19 protein-coding genes are annotated in these 21257 nt (G+C 31.5%); 3 read left to right on the plus strand and 16 right to left on the minus strand.

What is annotated here, in order from left to right; all coding sequences use genetic code 11:
• Nucleotides 1-5: 5 nt before the first annotated feature.
• From CD135_RS08665 to adcA, 11 genes are all read right to left on the minus strand, one after another.
• A complete protein-coding gene (locus tag CD135_RS08665) occupies nt 6-1730 on the minus strand; it encodes an ABC transporter ATP-binding protein (RefSeq protein ID WP_026023582.1) in 1725 nt (574 codons plus the stop codon).
• A gap of 368 nt (nt 1731-2098) precedes the next feature.
• The gene (gene celB / locus CD135_RS08670; RefSeq protein WP_016998448.1) at nt 2099-3454 is read right to left on the minus strand and encodes a PTS cellobiose transporter subunit IIC; all 1356 of its coding nucleotides are present in this window, start codon (nt 3452-3454) and stop codon (nt 2099-2101) included.
• A 20-nt stretch (nt 3455-3474) separates the two neighbouring features.
• Nucleotides 3475-3978, minus strand: a complete 504-nt coding sequence (locus CD135_RS08675; protein ID WP_016998449.1) for a hypothetical protein — start codon at nt 3976-3978, stop codon at nt 3475-3477.
• A 13-nt stretch (nt 3979-3991) separates the two neighbouring features.
• Complete coding sequence (locus tag CD135_RS08680; RefSeq protein ID WP_016998450.1) at nt 3992-4315, minus strand: PTS cellobiose transporter subunit IIA; 324 nt, start codon at nt 4313-4315, stop codon at nt 3992-3994.
• Between the two features lie 16 nt (nt 4316-4331).
• Nucleotides 4332-6323, minus strand: coding sequence for a BglG family transcription antiterminator (locus CD135_RS08685; protein ID WP_016998451.1), 1992 nt, complete (start codon nt 6321-6323; stop codon nt 4332-4334).
• A 35-nt stretch (nt 6324-6358) separates the two neighbouring features.
• Entirely contained in the window at nt 6359-6676 is a 318-nt protein-coding gene (locus CD135_RS08690; RefSeq protein ID WP_016998452.1) for a PTS cellobiose transporter subunit IIB, read from the minus strand.
• Between the two features lie 18 nt (nt 6677-6694).
• The gene (locus CD135_RS08695; RefSeq protein ID WP_064204794.1) at nt 6695-8125 is read right to left on the minus strand and encodes a 6-phospho-beta-glucosidase; all 1431 of its coding nucleotides are present in this window, start codon (nt 8123-8125) and stop codon (nt 6695-6697) included.
• Nucleotides 8126-8420: 295 nt separating this feature from the next.
• Nucleotides 8421-9335 carry a DUF7916 family protein gene (locus CD135_RS08700; protein WP_103269252.1) on the minus strand — a complete coding sequence of 305 codons (915 nt, stop codon included), beginning with the start codon at nt 9333-9335 and terminating at the stop codon, nt 8421-8423.
• Between the two features lie 64 nt (nt 9336-9399).
• Nucleotides 9400-10131 (minus strand): class I SAM-dependent DNA methyltransferase, encoded by a 732-nt coding sequence (locus CD135_RS08705; protein ID WP_103269253.1) that lies wholly within the window; start codon nt 10129-10131, stop codon nt 9400-9402.
• 108 nt (nt 10132-10239) lie between these two features.
• Nucleotides 10240-10998 carry a class I SAM-dependent methyltransferase gene (locus CD135_RS08710; RefSeq protein ID WP_070045469.1) on the minus strand — a complete coding sequence of 253 codons (759 nt, stop codon included), beginning with the start codon at nt 10996-10998 and terminating at the stop codon, nt 10240-10242.
• A gap of 133 nt (nt 10999-11131) precedes the next feature.
• Nucleotides 11132-12727, minus strand: a complete 1596-nt coding sequence (gene adcA / locus CD135_RS08715; protein WP_103269254.1) for a zinc ABC transporter substrate-binding lipoprotein AdcA — start codon at nt 12725-12727, stop codon at nt 11132-11134.
• A 184-nt stretch (nt 12728-12911) separates the two neighbouring features.
• On the opposite strand from adcA, the gene CD135_RS08720 reads away from it, so the two are divergent.
• Nucleotides 12912-13856, plus strand: coding sequence for a nucleoside hydrolase (locus tag CD135_RS08720; RefSeq protein WP_070045465.1), 945 nt, complete (start codon nt 12912-12914; stop codon nt 13854-13856).
• A gap of 81 nt (nt 13857-13937) precedes the next feature.
• Here CD135_RS08720 and melB read toward each other — a convergent pair whose 3' ends face one another.
• The 5 genes from melB to CD135_RS08745 form a co-directional block, all read right to left on the minus strand.
• The gene (gene melB / locus CD135_RS08725; protein WP_103269255.1) at nt 13938-15311 is read right to left on the minus strand and encodes a melibiose:sodium transporter MelB; all 1374 of its coding nucleotides are present in this window, start codon (nt 15309-15311) and stop codon (nt 13938-13940) included.
• Between the two features lie 88 nt (nt 15312-15399).
• On the minus strand, nt 15400-16698 hold the full coding sequence (gene melA / locus CD135_RS08730; RefSeq protein WP_103269256.1) for an alpha-glucosidase/alpha-galactosidase: 1299 nt from the start codon (nt 16696-16698) through the stop codon (nt 15400-15402).
• A gap of 189 nt (nt 16699-16887) precedes the next feature.
• Nucleotides 16888-17772: an AraC family transcriptional regulator gene (locus CD135_RS08735; protein ID WP_070045460.1), complete on the minus strand. Its 885-nt coding sequence runs from the start codon at nt 17770-17772 to the stop codon at nt 16888-16890.
• Nucleotides 17773-18123: 351 nt separating this feature from the next.
• Nucleotides 18124-18789 carry an ABC transporter ATP-binding protein gene (locus tag CD135_RS08740; protein ID WP_103269257.1) on the minus strand — a complete coding sequence of 222 codons (666 nt, stop codon included), beginning with the start codon at nt 18787-18789 and terminating at the stop codon, nt 18124-18126.
• 11 nt (nt 18790-18800) lie between these two features.
• Nucleotides 18801-19850: an ABC transporter permease gene (locus tag CD135_RS08745; RefSeq protein ID WP_070045458.1), complete on the minus strand. Its 1050-nt coding sequence runs from the start codon at nt 19848-19850 to the stop codon at nt 18801-18803.
• Between the two features lie 142 nt (nt 19851-19992).
• Here CD135_RS08745 and CD135_RS08750 point away from each other — a divergent pair, with 142 nt between their 5' ends.
• Together CD135_RS08750 and CD135_RS08755 are read left to right on the plus strand one after the other, a co-directional pair.
• A complete protein-coding gene (locus CD135_RS08750) occupies nt 19993-20697 on the plus strand; it encodes a DUF5694 domain-containing protein (protein WP_103269258.1) in 705 nt (234 codons plus the stop codon).
• Between the two features lie 9 nt (nt 20698-20706).
• Complete coding sequence (locus CD135_RS08755) at nt 20707-21183, plus strand: ABC transporter substrate-binding protein (protein ID WP_245942534.1); 477 nt, start codon at nt 20707-20709, stop codon at nt 21181-21183.
• The last annotated feature ends 74 nt before the right edge of the window (nt 21184-21257 follow it).

Here is a 21257-nt window from a genome sequence, read left to right on the forward strand (position 1 = left end):
TCTCACTAAAAATCTTCTAATTGTTCAAATTGCGACATATATAAGTCTTTATATTTACCACCTTGTGCCATCAGTTCATCATGGCTACCCATTTCCTTAATTTGTCCTTGTTCTATAAATACAATTCTATCTACGTGTCTAATCGTACTTAATCTATGTGCAATGATTAATGATGTTCTACCTTGTGATAGATTTTTGAATGCTGACTGTATTTTATTTTCTGTTTCTACATCTAGAGCACTTGTTGCTTCGTCTAATATAATGATTGGTGGGTTTTTCAAGAACATTCTCGCGATTGAAATACGTTGTTTTTGTCCACCTGAAAGTTTCGTTCCTCGTTCTCCGACAACTGTATCTAAGCCAGCTGGTAATTCATCTACAAATGATCTTAACTGCGCTTGGTCGACAGCTTCATTGATTTCTACTTCTGTCGCGTTTAAGTTACCATATATTATATTATCTCTTAACGTTCCACCAAATAAGAATACATCTTGTTGAACAACACCAATTTGTTTTCTTAAAGATTCTAATGTATAAGATTTAATATTTTTATTATTGATTTTAACTGCACCTTCTATAGGATCATAGAACCTTGGTAATAACGAACAAATCGTTGTTTTACCTCCCCCACTCGGTCCTACAAGCGCTATTTTTTCACCTTGTTCAATTTTAATTGATAACTGATCTAGCACTAACTTTTCACCGTATTTAAATGATACATTTTCATATTCTATGATGTCCGGTTCATCAGTAAACTCTACAGCATCCTCACTATCTTTAATTTCAGGATCCATATTTACGATTTCTTTAAAGTTTTTAAACCCTGCAATACCTTTCGGGAATAACTCAATAATCATATTTATAGCTTCTAAAGGTTTAAATAGTAAATTCGTAATCATAATAAAAGCTACGAAACCACCGTATGACAATGAACCATTTAACACGAAATAGCTTCCCATAATCAATACGAAAATCATAGTTAATTTTTGTGCAATATGACTGATTGTTATATTCCAAGACATGAACGAATATGCTTTTAATTTAGTTGCTCTAAAATTATCATTAACTTTTTTAAATCTTGATAGTTCATAACCTTCATTTGTAAAAGCTTGAACAAGTCTCATTCCACCAACATTATCTGAGATTAATTCGTTAAATCTAGATACGTTACTAAATAAACTTTTAAAAGCTCCAGACATTTTATGGTTGAAATAAATAGTCAGTACAAAAATAATCGGTATAACACAGAAAGTAATCAATGCTAATTTCACATCAATTGTTAACATGATAACAAATGAACCAATCAACGTCATAAGTGCTACGAATATATCCTCAGGTCCATGATGGGCTACTTCCCCAATATCCATCAAGTCATTCGTTAAACGACCAATAATTTTACCCGATTTCTGGTTATCAAAAAATCCAAAATTCATTTTTTGAATATGTTCATACAGTTCATTACGAATGTCTCTTTCAATATTAGTCCCCAGTTTATGCCCCCAATACGTTACGATGAATTTTAATACAGATTCAACAACGTATATGAATAATAAAATAAAAACAAATATTACAATCCAACTCCAATTCTTAGTTGGTAGCAAACGGTCTATAAATATACTCGTAATTAATGGAAAAATGAGTTCTAATATACCTACAAACACAGCTGAACCAAAATCTAAGAAAAATAATCCTTTATAGGGTTTATAATATTGGAAGAATTCCTTCATAATTAACCTCCTATGAATAAATTTAATCAAAGACCATTATACTATAATTTTAAAATTTTACTTTAGTTTTCTAAAAATAAATAAATTTAATTATTATTGCAAACTAAAATAATATATTATTGATTAATTAAAAGAAGATATTGAACATATAGAGAGTTGGTTAGACAAATCAGAATTTTTTGTGGATGCTTGTTGCCTTTTCTTATGAGTCTTGGCAATAAGGAAAACGCTAAGTACATACTCCCTTCGTCTTGCAACTTTTATGAGTCCATTCCTAGCGCTTATACATAAAAAAACAATCCAAGGCATATATAAATGTCTCGGACTGTTTCATTATAATGAGATTCCTGTCACGCTACCTCGTTCATCTATTAAATTAAAGCATCATTACCTTTTTCTTGTTCTACTAATTTACTGTCATATATTTTAATGAATGGTAACCAAATTAAGAATGCGACTATAGCGCATATTATTGATACAAATACTGCCATTAAACTACCTGCTGTGCCTATAAATGCGCCAAAACCAATTGGAGACGGCCATGGTACTTGTGCAATGATTGGTTTTACAAGTTCTAATTTAATTGTCCAATATCCAATTGATGCTGAAACCATAGGTGCTAAGAAAAATGGTATCGCTAAAAACGGGTTATAAACTATTGGCAATCCAAACACGAGGGGTTCATTAATATTAAATATGCCAGGAACTAATGAAGCTTTACCCAATACTTTTAATTGTTCTGACTTTGCTAACAATGCAATAAAGAGACATAAACCTAGTGTTGCACCAGATCCACCTATAATTACAAAAGTATTTTGGAACTCACCTGCAAATGGTATATTCGCACCATCAATATTTAATTGCATATTTGATAATACAATTGGTGTAATAAAAGCACCAATAATGTTTGCTCCATGTATGCCTACTATCCAAAGTGCATGTATTAAGAAGTAAATGACTAGTATACCAGCCCAACTACTCGTTAAGTTAACTACGAAACCAAAGGGAACTGCAATAATTTTAAAAATATCTGTATTAAATGCTACTAGTATACCTGTAAAAGTTAATATGACAAACGCTACTAAAAATGCTGGAATAAGCGCTGTAAATGATCTTGAAACACCTTCTGGTACTGCTTCTGGCATTTTAATTATCCATTTACGTTTCACACATAACCTATACAATTGTACTGCAATAATAGACATAATAATTGCTGTAAATATCCCAGTTGTACCTAGTCTAGTCACACCATCTGCAGACATCTCCCAACCTTTAAATATATTCATATCTTTATTCGCAATATTAACCAAAACCATTTTGCCATCTTCCATCACTAATTGTGGGATGGCCATAAAATAAGCAAACATTGATAACAATGCTCCGTTTAATGGGTTAACATTTAAATCTTCTTCATCAGCATAAATCTTCGTATATTCATATCCAATAACTAAACAGAAATATAATGCTAATATTCCCATTGTCGCTTTATTGGCTAACATGTATAAATCGCCAATCTTAAAAAACGTACTGTTCCAGAATCCTTCTAAAAACGTAAAAGTCTGTGGTATAACATTTAATACTAAAAACATAGATCCTACAATTGTAAAAGGTATACACGCCATCCCAGCGGCCATAATCGCTCTTACTATTCTAAACGAAGCTACTTTCCCCATCGGACCCATCAAGTATTTCTCTAAAAATGCGAATACTTTATTTTCTGATTCCATAAAAAGACCCCTTTTCTATGTTAATTCATAGCATTTTCAAATTTTTTCAATCGTTTATAGTGCCAATCTTTGTCTTGTCTAATATTGTTTAATCTAAATAAAATAAATCCACTTATTAAAATACCAACTGCTAAAACACAAATAATGAGTAATCTTGATGCGTATTGATTAATCATAAATGGATATAACTGTTCAAACATCGGTGTAAATAAAACAATTGGTATGATCAATAAATTCACGCCAGTTAAAATCCTAAAACAATAAAACGTATACTTAGCATTATTAGAGTGATTTCCATACATTTTCACTTGTTCTGCTACGCTAATTAAAATGATAATCATCATTAGAAGAGGTATAACAAATGTCCATGAACGACTCGTTATAAGATAGAAAAACCAATATAAATTAGAAAAGAAAAATAGTGCTGAAGCGTATCTCACCAATAAGTATCGATTGAAATACATAGACTTTATACTCGTCTCTTTTCTATTCTTTTCAAATGTTGCTTTTGTCTTTTTATTCATTTTCATCCCTCATTTAAGCAGTTTCATTTACTTTTTTATAAAGGTGTAACATTTCAGATGCAACTTCTTTTAAAGTCATCGTCGTCATGAGATGATCTTGTGCGTGAACCATTATTATTTCCATATTGATAGATTCACCAGACGCATACTTCTGTAATAACTCAGTTTGCGATTGATGTGCTAACGTAATCTCTTCATTAGCATCTTCTAACTGTTCAAATGCAATTTCATATTTTTCTTCACGCATATTTTTAAATGCGTCATGTATCGTCGTTCGAGCTGTTCCACTGTGTAAAATAATCTCAAACGCAACTACTTGAATATCTTCCTGTTCCATAAGCTAATCCCCTTTATTAACGATATTGATTTATCATAAAATCTTTAAACATTTGATAAGTTTTACATTCCATCAGCTTCTGTATATTTTCTTCAGAGTCGATCAAATTTACTATGACATCGATAATCGTTTTTAATTCATTATCATTATATTTTGAAGGAGAAAGCATGATGACCACTTTAATGTTCTGATATGCATCATTCCAATATATACCTTCAGGAATAATTGCAACTGCAATACTCGAATAATCTCCTACAGGTTGGGCAGTATGCGGCACTGCTACTGCCTCACTAAATAACACCGTACTTAATTCTTCTCTATAGGCAAGTTGATTTCTCAGCTTACATTCAAAATCTCTATCTTCTTTAATACTTAATTGTTGAATTAGGCGATTATAAATACTTTCTTTGTCTATTGATCCTTCAATATAATTAAATAAATAATCGCTACAATATTGGTCAAAATAATAACTATATTGCTGTAACTGCACGTTATCTTTATCTTCCAATTGATGACTCTGCAATCGTTTCGTGTCTTGCTGTTGAATGTATGTATTAATATTTCTTATATCTACTTCATTTAACAATACATTCACTTGAATGACAGGTACTTTAAATACAATTGTTGATAAATCAATAGAAGATATAATTAAATCTATTGATTCTAGCTTTTTATCCGTTATTTCATAATAACTAATGACATCTACAATGTTCATTTGCATGTTAAATTCTCGTGCAACACGAACTTTTAATACTTGTGCACTTCCATATCCAGTCGCACAAATTATCAATACATTTAATTTTTCTCGCTGTTCATATTTTTCTATAGCTGCTAGTAAGTGAAGCGTTAAATATGCCCACTCGCCATCGCTCACATTTTGGTCCTTTAATTCTTGTAATTGACTAAAATATTGCCTTGTCATTTCAAGTACATCATTATTTTGATTTCGTATATCATTCAAAATAGGATTCTCTAAATGTATTCCATTTTGAACTCGCTTCAAAAGTGGTTCTAAATGAGTAACAAGTCCATATAATAATTGATTGTCTGAAGACATTGGATAGTCGAAATCTGTTTCAATCTCTTTCAAAATCTTTTCAACACGTTTAGACAAATTACTTTGTGAGTGACTTTGTAACTGTTTTGTACCTTTACTCATAATATGCAAACTTATATATTTCGCTTCTTCTTCAGGAAAAGAAATTTGATAAATCCTTTCGACTCTAGAAAGGATTTTTTTAGCTACAATCATCTCTTTTTCTGTTAATACTTCTTCATTAGATGTGATAGTATTTAAAGAATATCCATCCAAAAGCCTTCTAATCATCAAACCTAAATGTAATACTAAGTTTTGCAATATATAATCTGACAAATAAACTTTTGATTCTCTCGTCTCATCCACAACAATGATTGCTAATTCTTCCATATTAATTTGTTGTAAGAGTGGTGTATCTTGAAAATACTTATTTATCGAACTAAAAAAACTATTTCCCAAGAAATAATCCATTATAAAATGTCTTTTATCTCTTTCATCACCTTTTATAACTAGACCGTTTTGCTGTTTACTAACAAGTTCTAAATTATAATGCGCAATTAATTTCTTTATACTTGAAATATCTTGTGAAATAGTAGATCGTGATATATACAATTGATTACTTAATTTCTCAATAGTCATACATTTTTTATTAAAAAGAAGTAAATTCAATATATAATACTGTCGATCTTTTGCATCATTGATATTTTCTTGTTTAGATTCATCTAAAGATAAATATTGTTTTAAAAATTTTTCAAACTCTATCACTAAATCTACCTTTAAAAAGTAACCAAATCCTTGTTTTGAGATAAGTGTGGCACCGTTCTTTTGAACTTCGGGTTTAAGTTGTTTGATGTATTTCCTAACTGTTCTATCTGATATCTCTAACATTGATGCTATTTCTGAACTTTTAACAAACTCATTGCGTCGTTGTGATAAATAACTGAGTATATCTATTTCTCTCTGACTTAGCATAAGCTCCCCTCATTTCATAGAGAATATTATACTGATTATTCTGTTTCTTTTAAAATCAGGTTTGCTAATTTTTCAATCCCCATTGGAATTGGAACATAAGCCTGTGCTGGTATATTAACAACAGGTTTATTTACTTTATCACCTGTTTCTTTTAACTTTTTATAATACATTTTTGTTTGTGGACTGACTAAATATAAATCAAATGATTGCTTTTCAATCATTTTTCCACCTTCATTTGCTGAAATTGCATCCACTTCTATTTCATGACCTTTTTCTTTTAAAAATGTTGTTGTTTTCTTTGCCATCAGTGAAGATGACATTCCTGCTGCACAAATTATTAATACTTTTTTCATATTTATTACCTCCGATTTTTATAAATTTTCACCGTTAGATTGAATGACTTTTTTGTACCAATAGAATGAATCTTTTCTAGACCGCTCTAAAGTTCCATTACCTTCATTATCTTTATCAACATGAATAAATCCATAACGCTTTTTCATTTCTCCAGTTCCTGCAGAAACTAAATCTATACATCCCCATGGTGTATAACCCATTAAGTTCACACCATCTTCTTCAACAGCTTTAATAAATTGTTCTATGTGTGCTTTCAAATATTCTATTCGATAATCATCATGTATTATGCCATCTTCCCCAGCTTCATCAATTGCACCAAAACCATTTTCTACAATAAATAAAGGCAATTGGTACATATCAGTAAACCAGTTCAACGAAAAACGTAACCCCTCTGGATCAATTTGCCATCCCCAGTCAGAAGCTTTTACATATTCATTTCTTACTAAATCTCTCGTTTCAACATAATCATAATATTCGTTAGATTGTTCATGTGAAATTGCAAATGACATATAGTAACTAAAGCCAATATAATCTACAGTTCCTTCCTGTAAATCATTCAAATCTTCTTCTGTAATATCTAAATTAAAAGACTTATTCTTGAAATATTGCTGCATGTGACTTGGATAAGAACCGTGTACATGAACATCTGTAAAATAGTATCTTTTTTGCATAGCTTTTTGAGCCATTAATATATCTTTAGGATTACACGTTGCAGGGTAAATTGGGCACATCGCAATCATACAACCTATTTCGAATTCCGGATTAATATCATGACCAATTTTTACCGCTTTAGCACTTGCAACTAGTTCATAGTGTGAAGCTTGATACATAATCTGTTCTCTATCTTCACCTTCTTTATATCTCACGCCTGAATTTGTAAAAGGCGCAAAATCTTCGTTGTAATTAGCTTGGTTGTTTATTTCATTAAATGTCATCCAATATTTAACTTTATTCTTATAACGTTTAAAACAAACTTCTGCAAAACGAACGAAGAAATCTATTACTTTACGGTTTCGGAAACCACCATATTCTGTTACTAAATGATAAGGCAATTCAAAATGAGAAAGTGTTACGACTGGTTCGATACCGTATTTTAAACATTCGTCAAATAGATCATCATAAAATTGAAGACCTTTCTCATTTGGTTCTAACTCATCACCATTTGGGAATATTCTTGTCCAAGCTATAGATGTTCTAAAACATTTGAAGCCCATTTCACTAAATAATTTAATATCTTCTTTATATCGATGATAAAAATCTATCGCTTCATGGTTCGGGTAATTTTTGCCTTCGATTACACCATTGGTAATTTCTCTATGATGACCATGAGAAGCTGCTGTCATAACATCAGCAACACTAATTCCTTTACCATCTTCTTGCCAAGCACCTTCAAGTTGGTGAGCAGCAACAGCTCCACCCCACAGAAAGTCATCGCGTAATTTAGACATTCATATCTTCCTCCTTGTGAACTTGTTATATTAGATACACTTTTATTGTAAACGTTTACAATTAGGTATAGCATCTTGGATACTTCCGTATTACTCCGGAAGTTATGTATTGAATACGGAAATATAATATTTCGAGAATAACGATGGCCTTATTGTCTTTTCTTGCCAAACGTGTCAATAACGATAAGCTAATTTGCAAGTGGACACCCACGTGCAACGTAGTTTATCCTTATTTCACAAAAAACCACCACTCAATTCTTCTTTAATTGAGTGGTGGTTCGTTTTTATTTTCTTATTAACGATTAATGGATCGTGCTATTCTTGAGACTGTATGTCTTTGTCCTCTTATCGCTTTGCTTAGTGCGTATATGTTTTCGACTGGTGCTAGACCACCGTATCCTGCATCTCCAATATGCTGTATGTCTACGCCTAATGTTTTATTTTTTATAGCCATTTCTTTAATAGTAGATTCATCTGCGCTTTCTTGTGATGTTCCAATGGCACTCATAACAAGCGCTCCGTGTTGATGTGCAACTTTTACTGCTTCACGAACTTCTTCTTCGGACACACCCCAAACTGTTCCTACTGCTGGCACAAGTATGATATCAGCACCCGCTTCTACAAATCGCGTTATAACTTCTAAATCGACTACTGCTTCGTCTACACCTGAACCGTGCATTTTACCCGCTATAATCAATCCATCAAAATGATTTTTTGCTGTTTCAATTGCTTCTAATATATTTAGGTTCGTTACACCTGTAGCTGGATTACCTGTTAAACATACAAAATCAAATCCTAGTTCATTTGCGTGCTTAAATGTTTTTTCTGTTGCTTTTCTACCGTACGATATTTCTAATTTCGATTCGGCCATTTTGGCTTCGTCATCTACAGGTTCTAAGTTAACGCCAATAGGTCTGCCTACTAGATTTTTTAAATCTTTAATTGGCTCTCCGGTACCTTGATATTCTTTGTTATATAATCCCTTTATTTCTGGGTTCACGACATCAAAAGCATTTAATAAAATCATATCCGCACCAAAAGCAGTTGCCATTTCTGCATTTGTAACATCTAGTACAAGCGCTGGATCGTGTACAACAATGTTCTCACTTAACACTGTTCTACCTTCACTAGCTTTAATGCTTTGTTTTAGTTCTTCTTTCGAAAACTTTGAAATATCAGATGCATTAGCACTTATCAAACGTTTTACCACACAATCACCCTTCCGCATTTTATACAGTTTAACGATATATAGAAACACATGGTTAGTCAAATAATTATTGTTTCTTAGCTTTAACCATTAAAAATGGAGGAAATTGCTTTAATTTATTAATTCGTTTCTCATCAAAATATTGAAAAACTTCCTCTGATTGACCTAAATCTTTAACATATTGAATTTCAAGACCATGCTGAATTAAATTATTAAAAATTGTTTCGATTGTATGATGATATTTTTTAACATTTTGATCCAACCAATATGAAGTTCGACTTGTTTCATCAAAGTAATGTTCCATTCTTAAATAAACACCATCACTATCCTCTTTCTTTACTTCCGGATCCATTGTAGCCGTTTGTATAGGATGCTCCATTGTGAATAATAACGTCCCATCTTTATTCAACAATTCACTGATTTTTTGACAACATAAATTAAAGTCTTCTATATAATGTAATACGAGTGACGAGACAACAACATCAAAAGTTTCTTCGCATTTAAAATCCATAAAATTTGTACAATGAAGATCCACTTGTTCAGTGTTAAAATGTTCCCGACATTCGCTTATCATCTTTTGAGACTGATCTATACCTACTACCCTTGCAGGTTCATAATCCAAAATATATTGAATTAAATTCCCCATACCACATCCAATATCTAACACTGCTTTACCTTTTATCACAGGCATAGCACGCTTTACTTCAGGCATCTCGACTACTTCATTGTAACTCAAATCATTTTGTCTTTTTTTCTTATAACTTTCAAAGAAATCAGGATGGTCATATATATTATTCACATTTAAAGCCCCCTTTCAAATATTAATTATAATGGATACACCAATCCCCTCATTATTGATGATTGTAGTCATGATGTGACCAATGATTTCCTTCAAATTCCGGTGTCACTATTTATTAGCAGTAGCTTCAAATGTTATAGTTTGTGTTGAACTTGTAGGATATTTTCCATGTTCATAGTCAGCTGAAATTATTATGTTTTCAAATCCGATATGTTCAAGTATCATTTTAAATTCTTCAATTCCATACCAACGAATCGAAAATTGTTCTAATTCTGTCTGTATCAATTCACCATTACGCCATTTTTCATATCTATTATGAGATGTTGTATGTTGATGGATATAATCAATCTCAATTAATTTACTCTCTAATGTGATTTTTTCGGAATTCTGATTTTCCCAAACTCTAGTTGAGGTATTGTCAACCTTTAAGTCCGTTTGTAAAAATATATCTACAATCAACTTACCACCATCAGTAAGATGATTATAAAAATTATTTAAAGCATTAAAGGAATCTTCTCTTTCATGTAGTAATAAAAATGTTCCTGTAGGCACAATTATGGCTTCATATTCTGCATTTAATAAAAATGATTCCATTTTTCCTTTAAATATCTTAGGATTCAATCCTTGTTTTTCGCAGTTTTTTCTACATATTTCTAACATTTCTTCCGAGAAATCCAAGCCAGTAACTTTCAAACCTTCTTCTAAAAGAGGAATGAGTAGCCTCCCAGTACCAACTCCCGGTTCAAGAATAGGTCCCGTACAAGATTTTAATCTATCTTTATAAAATTCTACATCACCAAATGAGTGTCCGATATATTTATCAATATCATAGACTTCTGAAGAAAGTTTACTATAATAACCAAACATACTATCTATCCCCTTTTTGGGTTATTTTACTATTAGTTTAAAACATTATTCTAAACTTGTCACAATATAATCAAATACCAAAAATAAAAAACAGAGAAACCTCAATTCAATAAGGTTTCTCTGCTTTTTGTTATTAATGAGCTAACATTTCTTCTTTAACTTCATCTTTAGACAGTTTTGAAGGGTAATATGTTGGCCAGTTGTCTAATTCTTTTAATACTTTATCTTTGTCATTTCCAGTAAAGATATGGAAGTGAGCTGATTTTTTAGGATAGATATTGTGATCGCTAAATTGTACATATTTAGGTAAGTCATCGTTTGAGTCACCTTTTAATTTAAAGCTATATCTTACGCCTCTATTTCCTTTTTCGTATTTAAGAATGTCGTAACCATCATATTCATATTCACCAGTTGATGTTTTTCCATCTTTAGTGAAACTGATTTGATTACCTTCGATTTTAATGTTTTCTACGTCTGTTTTATATCCTTTGTCATAGTACTCTTTGTATTCTTTAGCTGACATTTTACCGTCTTCAGCTTTATGTTTAAATACTTCATCTAGTGTACCGTCTTTTAAAAGTGGATAAACTGATTGCCAGTCACCTTCGTAATCTGATAGTTCACGATCTTTAACTTGTTTATCTTTGAAGTAGCCATTTTCAATTGCTTTATCGTGTGCTGCTTCTTTTTTCTCGTCTTTAGTTTTAATTTTATCATTTAAAGCTTTCTCGATGTTTTTAATGTTTTCTTTCATAAATGATTGATAAGAAATATCTTTGTCATTTAATTGTTCTTTCGATAATGATTCCATGTTGTTAAATGTAAGTGGTTTAGCATCTGTTTCTTTTCTAATTGTGTCAGTTACTTTTCCTGAAATATTGTTTTCATACAATACATATTTTGCATCTGTATCTCTAATTTCTTTAACAATTTCAGTTAATTCTTTTTGTGACGGATCTTCAGCATTCATACTTTGTACGCCTTTTTGTACGAATCCATAACGATGAGCTAAATAACCCAATGATTCGTGAGAAATGAATACAGTATCTCCCTCATGCCCTTTTGTTGCTTTCTTCATATCTTTATCGATATTTTCTAAATCTTTATTTAATTTTTTGAAATTCTTTTCATATTCATCTTTGTGATCTGGGTCTTTTTTAACTAATTCATCTTTAATACCTTTGATGAAATCTTGGTCTATTTGTGGATCTAACCATACGTGTGGGTCATAACCGCCATGATGATGATGTTCGTGATCGTGTCCTTCATGTTCGTGTTCTTCATGACTTTCACCATGCTCATGGCCGTGCCCTTCATGGTCATGCTCTTCACCATGTTCATGTTGATCAGTTAATAATTCAGATTGATCAATACTATTTTGTAATGATAATTTTTTATCATCTTTCTTAATAGTAGATGCGACTTTTTTCGCAACTGGATCTAAATCGTCACCAGTGTATACGAATAAATCTGCTTTGCTCGCATTTAAAATATCTTTTTGTGTAGGTTCATAACTATGTAAATCCGTACCTGGTGGATAAATAGATTCTACTTCAACATGTTCTCCACCGATTTGTTCAATAAAAGATTTTAGCGGATAAACTGTTGTTTTAATTTGCAATTTATCTGAGTCGCTTTTACTACCTTTGTTACTGTCGCCTTGGTTACATGCAGCAAGTAACATTGCACAGACGAAAATGATTGCAAATAAGCCCGTCCATTTCTTCATCTAAAACACTCCTCTTCAAATAGTAACGTTTACGATTTAAAATTATAAACTTTAATTCACAAAAACACAAGACTACATTTCAAAATAATTACATTTATATATAAAGAAACGTTTACTTTGTTGTAATGTAAACGTTTTAGTATAATAGTGTAGAATCTTTTATAAAGAAGGCAGGGTTAATAAAATGGCAAAAGAAAGAAAAATTATTATGGACTGTGATCCAGGACACGATGATGCTATCGCTCTAATATTAGCAGGTGCTAAAACAAGTCCATTAGACATATTAGCAGTCACAACAGTTGCAGGAAATCAATCAGTCGATAAGAATACAAATAACGCATTAAACGTATTAGATATTATTAATAGAGGAGATATTCCAGTCTCAACAGGTGCTACAAGACCTCTTATTAAAGAAGCAGAGTTTGCTGAAAGTATTCACGGTGAAAGTGGATTAGATGGTCCAGAGTTACCTAAAATACCTAATCTCAAATCAACTGATAAACATGGTGTAGATGTTATTGTGGAAACTGTCTTAAACAGCGATGAAGCTGTTACATTGGTTGCTACTGGCCCACTTACAAACGTAGCAATGGCACTTATTAGAGAACCTAAAATAGCAGAGAACATTGATGAAATCGTAATTATGGGCGGTGGCACATTCGGTAACTGGACACCTACTGCTGAATTTAATATTTGGGTAGATGCAGAAGCAGCTAGAAGAGTTTTTGAAAGTGGTATCCCAGTTGTAGTCTTTGGTTTAGATGCAACACATCAATTATTAGCAGATGATTTAGTTATCGACCGCTTCAGTAAAATAGATAATAAAGTTTCTAATTTCGTTGTAGAATTATTAAAATTCTTTAAATCTACATATAAATCACAATTTGATATGGATGGCGGTCCTATACACGACGCTTGTACAATCTTATATTTATTAAATCCAGAAATATTTGAGTTACAAAAAACATACATCCAAATTGAAAATCAAAGCGAATTAACATACGGTACTATGTCAGTTGATTTAAATGACACATATAATAAAGAAACAAACGCTCTTTTTGCAACAGCTGTTAATCTCGATTTAGCATGGGATTTAATGGATAATACATTAAGAAGTTACTCAGAATAAAATACCTTTATCCAATAAAAACAAGGCTCCCAATCCAAGTAATTGGGAGCCTTGTTCATATTCTCCAAGACATTTCCTATATTATAACTTTCTTTTCTTATTACGAAGGTTTAATACATTTACTACATCTCTTATGTAGTCACCTTTTAAGTTATAACTAAATTTATAAATGATATAACTAGCGATAACACTTATGATTGGCAATGCAATCATAATAAAACGCAATCCATTTTTTGTGTGTTCAGTTTGAACTTCGCCTGGCTGATAACCAAATAAATCTAGTCCCCAGCCTGTAAATAGTGCTGCGACAGCCATTGCTGTTTTCATTAAAAATGTTTGTGTAGATGTAATAACACTTTCATTTCTTTGACCAAATTTCATATCACTATAGTCTATAACGTCTGCTATAGATACTGTAATAATTCCCATAATAAAGCCAGTTCCTATTTTAATAAACGCTGTTCCAACCATAACAGGGATTGCTGCTGTTGGTGCGATATAACCAGCAAATAATATAATAATTAATCCTATAGTTAAAGAAATTGCTGCTATTGGAAATACAGCTTCTCTCGTTAACCATTTAGCAACTTTAGGGAATAGTAACAATGCTATAATTTCCATGAATCCCATCGCATTAAATAATGCGAATAATGCTTTAGATTCTGCTACATAGCTAAAATAATATATAGCCACGTTACCTAGAATTTGCAGACTCAAGAAAAATGTAACTAAAATACCTATATATGCTAACAATTCTTTATTAGTAAATAAAATTCTCCATATGTCTTTAAATCTTAAAGTGATTCCTGTATCTATATTTGTAGGTGCTTCGTATACGTTTCTTACAGTAATTAATATCGCAATGACGAATATGACAGCTATAATAGCTGTCATAACAAAGAATCCTGCAGATTGATCGCCGTTACCAAATATATTGTCAAAATACATTACGATAGCTAGTCCAGCCGTACCGATAAGTAAATTAGCCATACTCGCGAATACACGTGGTATGATTGAAACTTCTTCTCTTTCAACTGGGTTATTCGTTAAATTAGGCAACCAAGACCAATAAGGAACATCCATCATCGTGTATGTCATTCCCCATAAAATATAGAGTATTGATACAAATACATATAAACTTGTTCCAGTTAACCCAAAGTTTGTGAACATAATAACTGTTACAACAGAGTTGATTAACGTACCAATAACTAACCATGGTCTAAATTTACCCCATTTAGTTTTTGTTTTATCTACAATCATTCCCATTACCGGGTCATTAATAGCATCCCAAATACGCGCAACGAAAAATAATGTACCTACGAAACTTGCTGCAATACCTAATACATCGGTGAAGTAAAACATTAAAAATGTTCCTGTAAGGCCAACAACTAAGTCTTTACCAAACGCACCGATACCGAAAGAATATTTTGCTTTACGGGTTACTTGCCTTTCCAAAAAAAGCCCCCCTTGAGTTATAACACCATTTAAAAACGCTTACAAAATAGTGTGATATTTTTGTCTGATATTATTGTTGATTTCACTATTATTCGTAAGTTGGTAACCAGTCGCCATGTGCTTCAATTAAATCGTCACAAAGTGAAATAATATCATCCATAGACAATTCAGAAGCTGTATGCGGATCTAACATAGCTGCTTGATAAATTTTTTCTTTCTTTTGTGTTAATGCCGCTTCAATTGTTAGCAACTGTGTATTAATATTCGTTCTATTCAGTGCAGCCAATTGTTCTGGTAATTCACCAACGTAAGTAGGCGCAATTCCGCTAGCATCTACTAAACAAGGAACTTCAACTACTGTATTTTCTGGTAAGTTACTAATCAATCCACCTGTATTTAATACGTTACCACCAATTTTATAAGGTTTATTTGTTTCCATCGCTTCGATGATATAAGAACCATATTCGTGTGAACGTTCATGCGTTAAGTTTTGATTGTTTACAATATCGTCACGCATATGTTGCCAATCTTCAATTTGATTTACACAACGTCTTGGATATTCATCCAATGGTATATTGAATTTTTCAATTAATTCAGGGTACTGACTCTTAATGAAATATGGATGGTATTCAGCATTATGTTCAGATGATTCTGTGACGTAATATCCAAACTTATCCATTAATTCAAAACGAACCATGTCGTCATGTGTTGTTTTTTGCTTTTCTTTAGCACGTTTTTTAATTTCTGGATATAAATCTTCGCCATCGCGTGTTATTTCAAGTAACCATGCCATGTGGTTAATACCTGCAATTTTTGCTTGAATGCGATCAGTTGGTAGTTCTAATGCCTCTAACAGTTCGCTCGCACAAACTTGCACACTATGACAAAGTCCAATAGTTTTGATGCCTTCTTTTAACATGATGTTTGTTAAAACCGCCATAGGATTCGTATAGTTTAAGAACCAAGCGTCTGGACAAACTTCTTTCATGTCTTTTGCGAATTCTTGCATAACAGGTATTGTTCTTAAATTACGGAAAATACCTCCAATACCTAAAGTATCTGCAATTGTTTGTCTTAGACCATACTTTTTAGGTACTTCGAAGTCAGTTATTGTAGCTGGATCATAACCACCTACTTGTATTGCATTAATAACATATTTTGCTCCTCTTAATGCTTCTTTACGATTTTTATATGATTTTACTGTGACAGTAGAATCCATACCATTTTTCAAGTTGTTTAACATCATTTCTGAATCGTTTAATCTCTCTTCGTCTATATCATATAATGCAAATTCAAAATCTTGTAACGCATCTACAGTCATACAGTCACCTAATATGTTTTTTGCGAAAACCGTGCTGCCTGCGCCTAAAAATGTTATCTTACTCATTATATTTACTCCTCCTAGCAATAGTTCATTCACTAAAATGTTTTATAAAACTAATATATTTTTAATTAAAAAATAATAATCAAGTTTATGAAAATTATTTTGTAACCGCTATAGCTTATATCTAGATTAGTTGTAAATTGAACTATATTCAATCGTAAATATTTTTAAAAAGAGTAATATATTGCTGTTTTAGTCTGAGAATATTTTATTTACCGCCATCACTGTTGTTTCTCTTCTATAACTATTAGGAGATACGCCAGTTACCTTTTTAAACACTTTACTAAAGTAATTACTCGAGCTAAATCCAACCTCAAGAGCTATCCATTCTATGTTTTTTTCATTCATGGATAAATACGTAAGCGCTTTATTAATTCTTATTTTTGCTAGGTAGTTAATAGGTGTATCATTCATGTACTTTTTAAACTCTCTTGTAAAATGATATTTTGATAAATCAGTAACTTCTACAATATCGTCCAAAGAAATATCATCTTTATAATTCTTTTCAATAAATTGAATAGCCTTAGCTATAGAAAGAGGATAGTTGTTAGGTTGCTGCTGACCATATTCTAAGTACTCTATGTATTTCATCATAAACGTATAAGCACTTGCAGAAGCTTCATACCCATGATTAATACCTAGTGTTTCAACTTTTTCAATTGTTTCTAATATATATTGTATAGGAGCTGAGTGAATGGATAATTTAAATACATGTCCATAATTATCAAAAATATGCTGTGATAACTTTTCGACCTCTTTACCATAAGTTGTGAAATAAAGAAATTCCCATTCGCTTGAATGTTTAGGTAAATAATATCTATGATCACTCGGCACACGAACAAAGAAAGCTTCACCCGGTTTTATACTATGTGTGCGTCCATTTATACTTAAAGCACCTTCTCCTTTTAAAGTATATTGAAAAATATAGACATCTCTCTCTCCTCTATGTAAACCATGCCAATGATAGTCATGTTCTTTACGTAGCTCATATCCAACAGAGTTCAATCCAGCTATTTTATTTTGATAGTCTCCTTTAAATTTAAAACCATAAGCATTATGTTTAAACGTCTTTTCCATAGTAATCCTCCCAAATTTCTTATAACTTTATATATTCGAAATCATGAAACTAATAATTAGTATAATAAAATAAGCGTCTAAGACATAACAATTGTAGGGAGTTGCGTCTCTAACGGGCTAGTTATTTCAGTCTTGCACGTTACATTTTCTGACGGGCTAGTGTTTACAAACAAGCACGTTAGAATGAAGCTCGCTGGGGTGGTACTAGGAATTTTCATACAAAATGAGATTTCTGTCCTACTCCCATATAAATAAATTCTCCTAATCCGTTAATAAAAATCTAACGGATTAGGAGAATCTGTTTGAGCTAGGGATTTCTCTCCCGCTCCTTTATTATTTCATTATTAAATTTTAAGTTCGTTCTGTTAGTTGACCATCTATCATTTCAAATACTTTATCACAATATTTTGTAAGTCGTTGGTCATGTGTCACGATAATACCTAATTTATTTAATTCTTTAGTTTCTTTTCTTAAAATTTCCATTACTTCAATCGCATTTTCAGTATCTAAAGATGCTGTTGGTTCATCTGCTAGTATAACGGATGGTTTAGTATATAATGCTTTAGCAATCGCTACTCTTTGTTTCTGTCCACCTGATATTTCGCTCGGTAATTGATTTAAAATTTTATTTAAACCTAATTGTTTTAATAAGCGATCTAGTTCATCTTTTGACATGACATCTTTTTTCACTTTTTTCAAAAGCTCAAATTGCTGGTTTACAGTTAAAAACGGTATTAAATTACTCGTCTGTAAGATGAAACCTATTTCTCTTAATCTTAATTTTGATAAAGCTTTTTCATTAAAATGATTAATTTCTTTCCCGTTTAATAAAACTTTTCCTTCAGTAGGTAATTGCAGCGCACCTGCCATCGTTAACAATGTACTTTTACCTGATCCAGAAGGACCGATTATTGCAACGAGTTCACCTTTTTCTAAACTGAAGTTTGTTGACTTTACTGCTTCAATAGTATCATTACCGTCTTTAAATGATTTCGTAACATTTTCAAATGATAACATCTAAGTCCCTCCTATCCTATAACTTTTAATGGTTCTACTTTTCTAATGCTTAATACTGAGAATAAGCTACCTAAAATTGCTACGATTATTAATACAATTGCATATAGAAGCATCGTTAAATAATCAAATTTAATCGGGACTATCTCAGGTAGAAATGTTCCTGTTAGCACTGTTAAACCAAAACCAATTATTGTACCGATTAGTGCGATAATGATAGTTTGACTCATCACTGAACGTGCTAAGAAACCATTTGTAATACCTTGTGCTTTTAACACACCAAATAAGTTTTTCTTTTGTAATGTAATAATGTATAAGAAAATACCAATTACCATTGCTGAAATTGCAAATAAGAATACAATCATAAATGATAGTGTTAGATTTTGTTCTTTATAACCTGGTAATTTCGTAATAAATGATTCAATTTCATTTACTTCTAAATCATTATTTAATTTAACGTCTTTCCAATTTTTATCTTTAATAACAAGTGCATTAATATTATCACCTTTAAGCATTGGGTTAAGCTTTTCAATCGTATCATTATTTGTAAATAATACAGGCGAAGCATTAAATTTTGCACTTTCAGAGAATCCTACTATTTCAAGTTTTTCATCACTATTAGATAACGTAAGTTCATCACCGATTTTAAAGCCTTTCGTTTTTAAAGTATGATCTGCTACAACTTCATTATCTTTTTTAAATAACTTCCCTTTTTCTAATTTAGGCATGAGGAAACCTTTAGAATCTATACCAAACACCGTAGCATTTTCTTTTCTATCACCATTTGATGTAATGACAGCAGTTTGTTTCAAGCCTTCGCTATTCTCAAATTTACCATCAACTTTATCTGTATCAATAGAAGATTGAGCAATTGTTTGGTTAGCATCTTTATTCAATACAATTGCATTTGCTTTCCATATATCAATACCTTCTCTATTCATATTCATTAAACCGTTTGCCAAACCTGACAATAAAAACAGTAAATAACTAATCATAATTAGTACGCCAATAATTAAACCGAATTTCAATTTATTTCGACGCATTTCGTTCCATGCTAAGAACATTCTGCCAACTCCTCCATAAGTAAAAAATAATTCAATAACAATTATAGCATTTTCATATGGCAATTAATTAAAAGACGTAATATTGTAAAAAATAAACTATACTGTATAATTGAGAACAATTATCAATTAAGGAGGTACTATATTGACTTTAAAAGAAATATGTATTGTTGGTACACCTCACATTAGACTCGACCAAGGTTCTAATACTTTTAAACAATCATACGAGAAATACATAGAAGAATCTTCGATTATTATAGAGAAAATTGCGCAATATTCACCCGACCTCATCACGATTGAATGGGATACAAGAGAGTCACTTCGCTTAAAGAAAGAATTTAAACAAATAATTAATCAACAACTTCCTCACCTATTAAACGAGCATCATTTCATAGCTATGCCTTTAGCACATCGACTAGGCTTATCTGAAGTGTTGCCAATAGATTTTAATCAAATGCAAACACGTAAAATTCGCGCAAGTTTTGCTGACGAATATTTAGAAAATGCAGACGAAAAACTATATCAATATATGAATAATGCAAAAAATGAGCACCAACTTTCCAAAAATCAACCCACTACATTATATGAAAAATTAACAGAACACAAAGAAGGACCTATACCTTTAGAGCAAGTATTTGCAATTCGTTCATTAGCAGATAGTCCAGGAATAGCTTTTGCATTAGAATGGTCTGAAAGAAATCACATCATGGCGACAAACATTATCAAAGCAGCATTAAATCATGAAAGAACTATAGTATTTACAGGTATGAGCCACGTTAGATTTTTAGAATTCATTATTGAATCAACTGGATTATTTAAAGTAATCCCTTCACAAGACATACTAAAATAGGAGAATAAAATGAAAAAATTAATCATATTTCTAGCACTTTGTTTAGTATTAGCGGCATGTAGTCAAAGTAATGATAAAAAAGAAACTGTTAAAATAAAACAAAAGTATGAACTACGCGGTAAATATAAAGATGGCCGAGATGCAGAGTATAAAGAAGAAGAAGTAACCGTGCCCAAAAATCCACAAAAAATCGTAACATTTGATTATGGAGCTGCAGATATTATTAAATCACTTGGTAAAGAAAACAGTGTCGCCGGTATCTCAATAGGTTCAAGCACTTCGATTTTACCTGAAGAACTTAAAAACTTCACAGATGATAAATATAAAAATGTTGGGGAATTAGGAAAACCAAATTTTGAAAAAATCGCTGAAATCGATCCAGATTTAATTATATTTTCTAACAGAACAGCAAGTAGCGAAACTTTAAAAGAATTTAAAAAAGCTGTACCTGACGCAGCCTTAGTTGATATGCTCCCTGTTAAGTAAACACTTAAATAGTGAAAACTTAGCAGGGAGTTTTATTATGACTAGAAATATTAAAATAGATATCAATACTTTAT

This window comes from Mammaliicoccus lentus (genome assembly GCF_002902755.1).
GTDB classification, from domain to species: domain Bacteria; phylum Bacillota; class Bacilli; order Staphylococcales; family Staphylococcaceae; genus Mammaliicoccus; species Mammaliicoccus lentus.

Bases quoted from the DNA above. Each gene is read 5' to 3' on its own strand.
- CD135_RS08735 (WP_070045460.1), bottom strand. From the start codon at position 17,772: ATGGAAAAGACGTTTAAACATAATGCTTATGGTTTTAAATTTAAAGGA.
- adcA (WP_103269254.1), bottom strand. From the start codon at position 12,727: ATGAAGAAATGGACGGGCTTATTTGCAATCATTTTCGTCTGTGCAATG.
- CD135_RS08745 (WP_070045458.1), bottom strand. From the start codon at position 19,850: ATGTTCTTAGCATGGAACGAAATGCGTCGAAATAAATTGAAATTCGGT.
- CD135_RS08740 (WP_103269257.1), bottom strand. From the start codon at position 18,789: ATGTTATCATTTGAAAATGTTACGAAATCATTTAAAGACGGTAATGAT.
- CD135_RS08675 (WP_016998449.1), bottom strand. From the start codon at position 3,978: ATGAATAAAAAGACAAAAGCAACATTTGAAAAGAATAGAAAAGAGACG.
- CD135_RS08695 (WP_064204794.1), bottom strand. From the start codon at position 8,125: ATGTCTAAATTACGCGATGACTTTCTGTGGGGTGGAGCTGTTGCTGCT.
- CD135_RS08710 (WP_070045469.1), bottom strand. From the start codon at position 10,998: ATGTTTGGTTATTATAGTAAACTTTCTTCAGAAGTCTATGATATTGAT.
- CD135_RS08685 (WP_016998451.1), bottom strand. From the start codon at position 6,323: ATGCTAAGTCAGAGAGAAATAGATATACTCAGTTATTTATCACAACGA.
- celB (WP_016998448.1), bottom strand. From the start codon at position 3,454: ATGGAATCAGAAAATAAAGTATTCGCATTTTTAGAGAAATACTTGATG.
- CD135_RS08680 (WP_016998450.1), bottom strand. From the start codon at position 4,315: ATGGAACAGGAAGATATTCAAGTAGTTGCGTTTGAGATTATTTTACAC.
- CD135_RS08755 (WP_245942534.1), top strand. From the start codon at position 20,707: ATGAAAAAATTAATCATATTTCTAGCACTTTGTTTAGTATTAGCGGCA.
- melA (WP_103269256.1), bottom strand. From the start codon at position 16,698: ATGAGTAAGATAACATTTTTAGGCGCAGGCAGCACGGTTTTCGCAAAA.
- CD135_RS08690 (WP_016998452.1), bottom strand. From the start codon at position 6,676: ATGAAAAAAGTATTAATAATTTGTGCAGCAGGAATGTCATCTTCACTG.
- CD135_RS08720 (WP_070045465.1), top strand. From the start codon at position 12,912: ATGGCAAAAGAAAGAAAAATTATTATGGACTGTGATCCAGGACACGAT.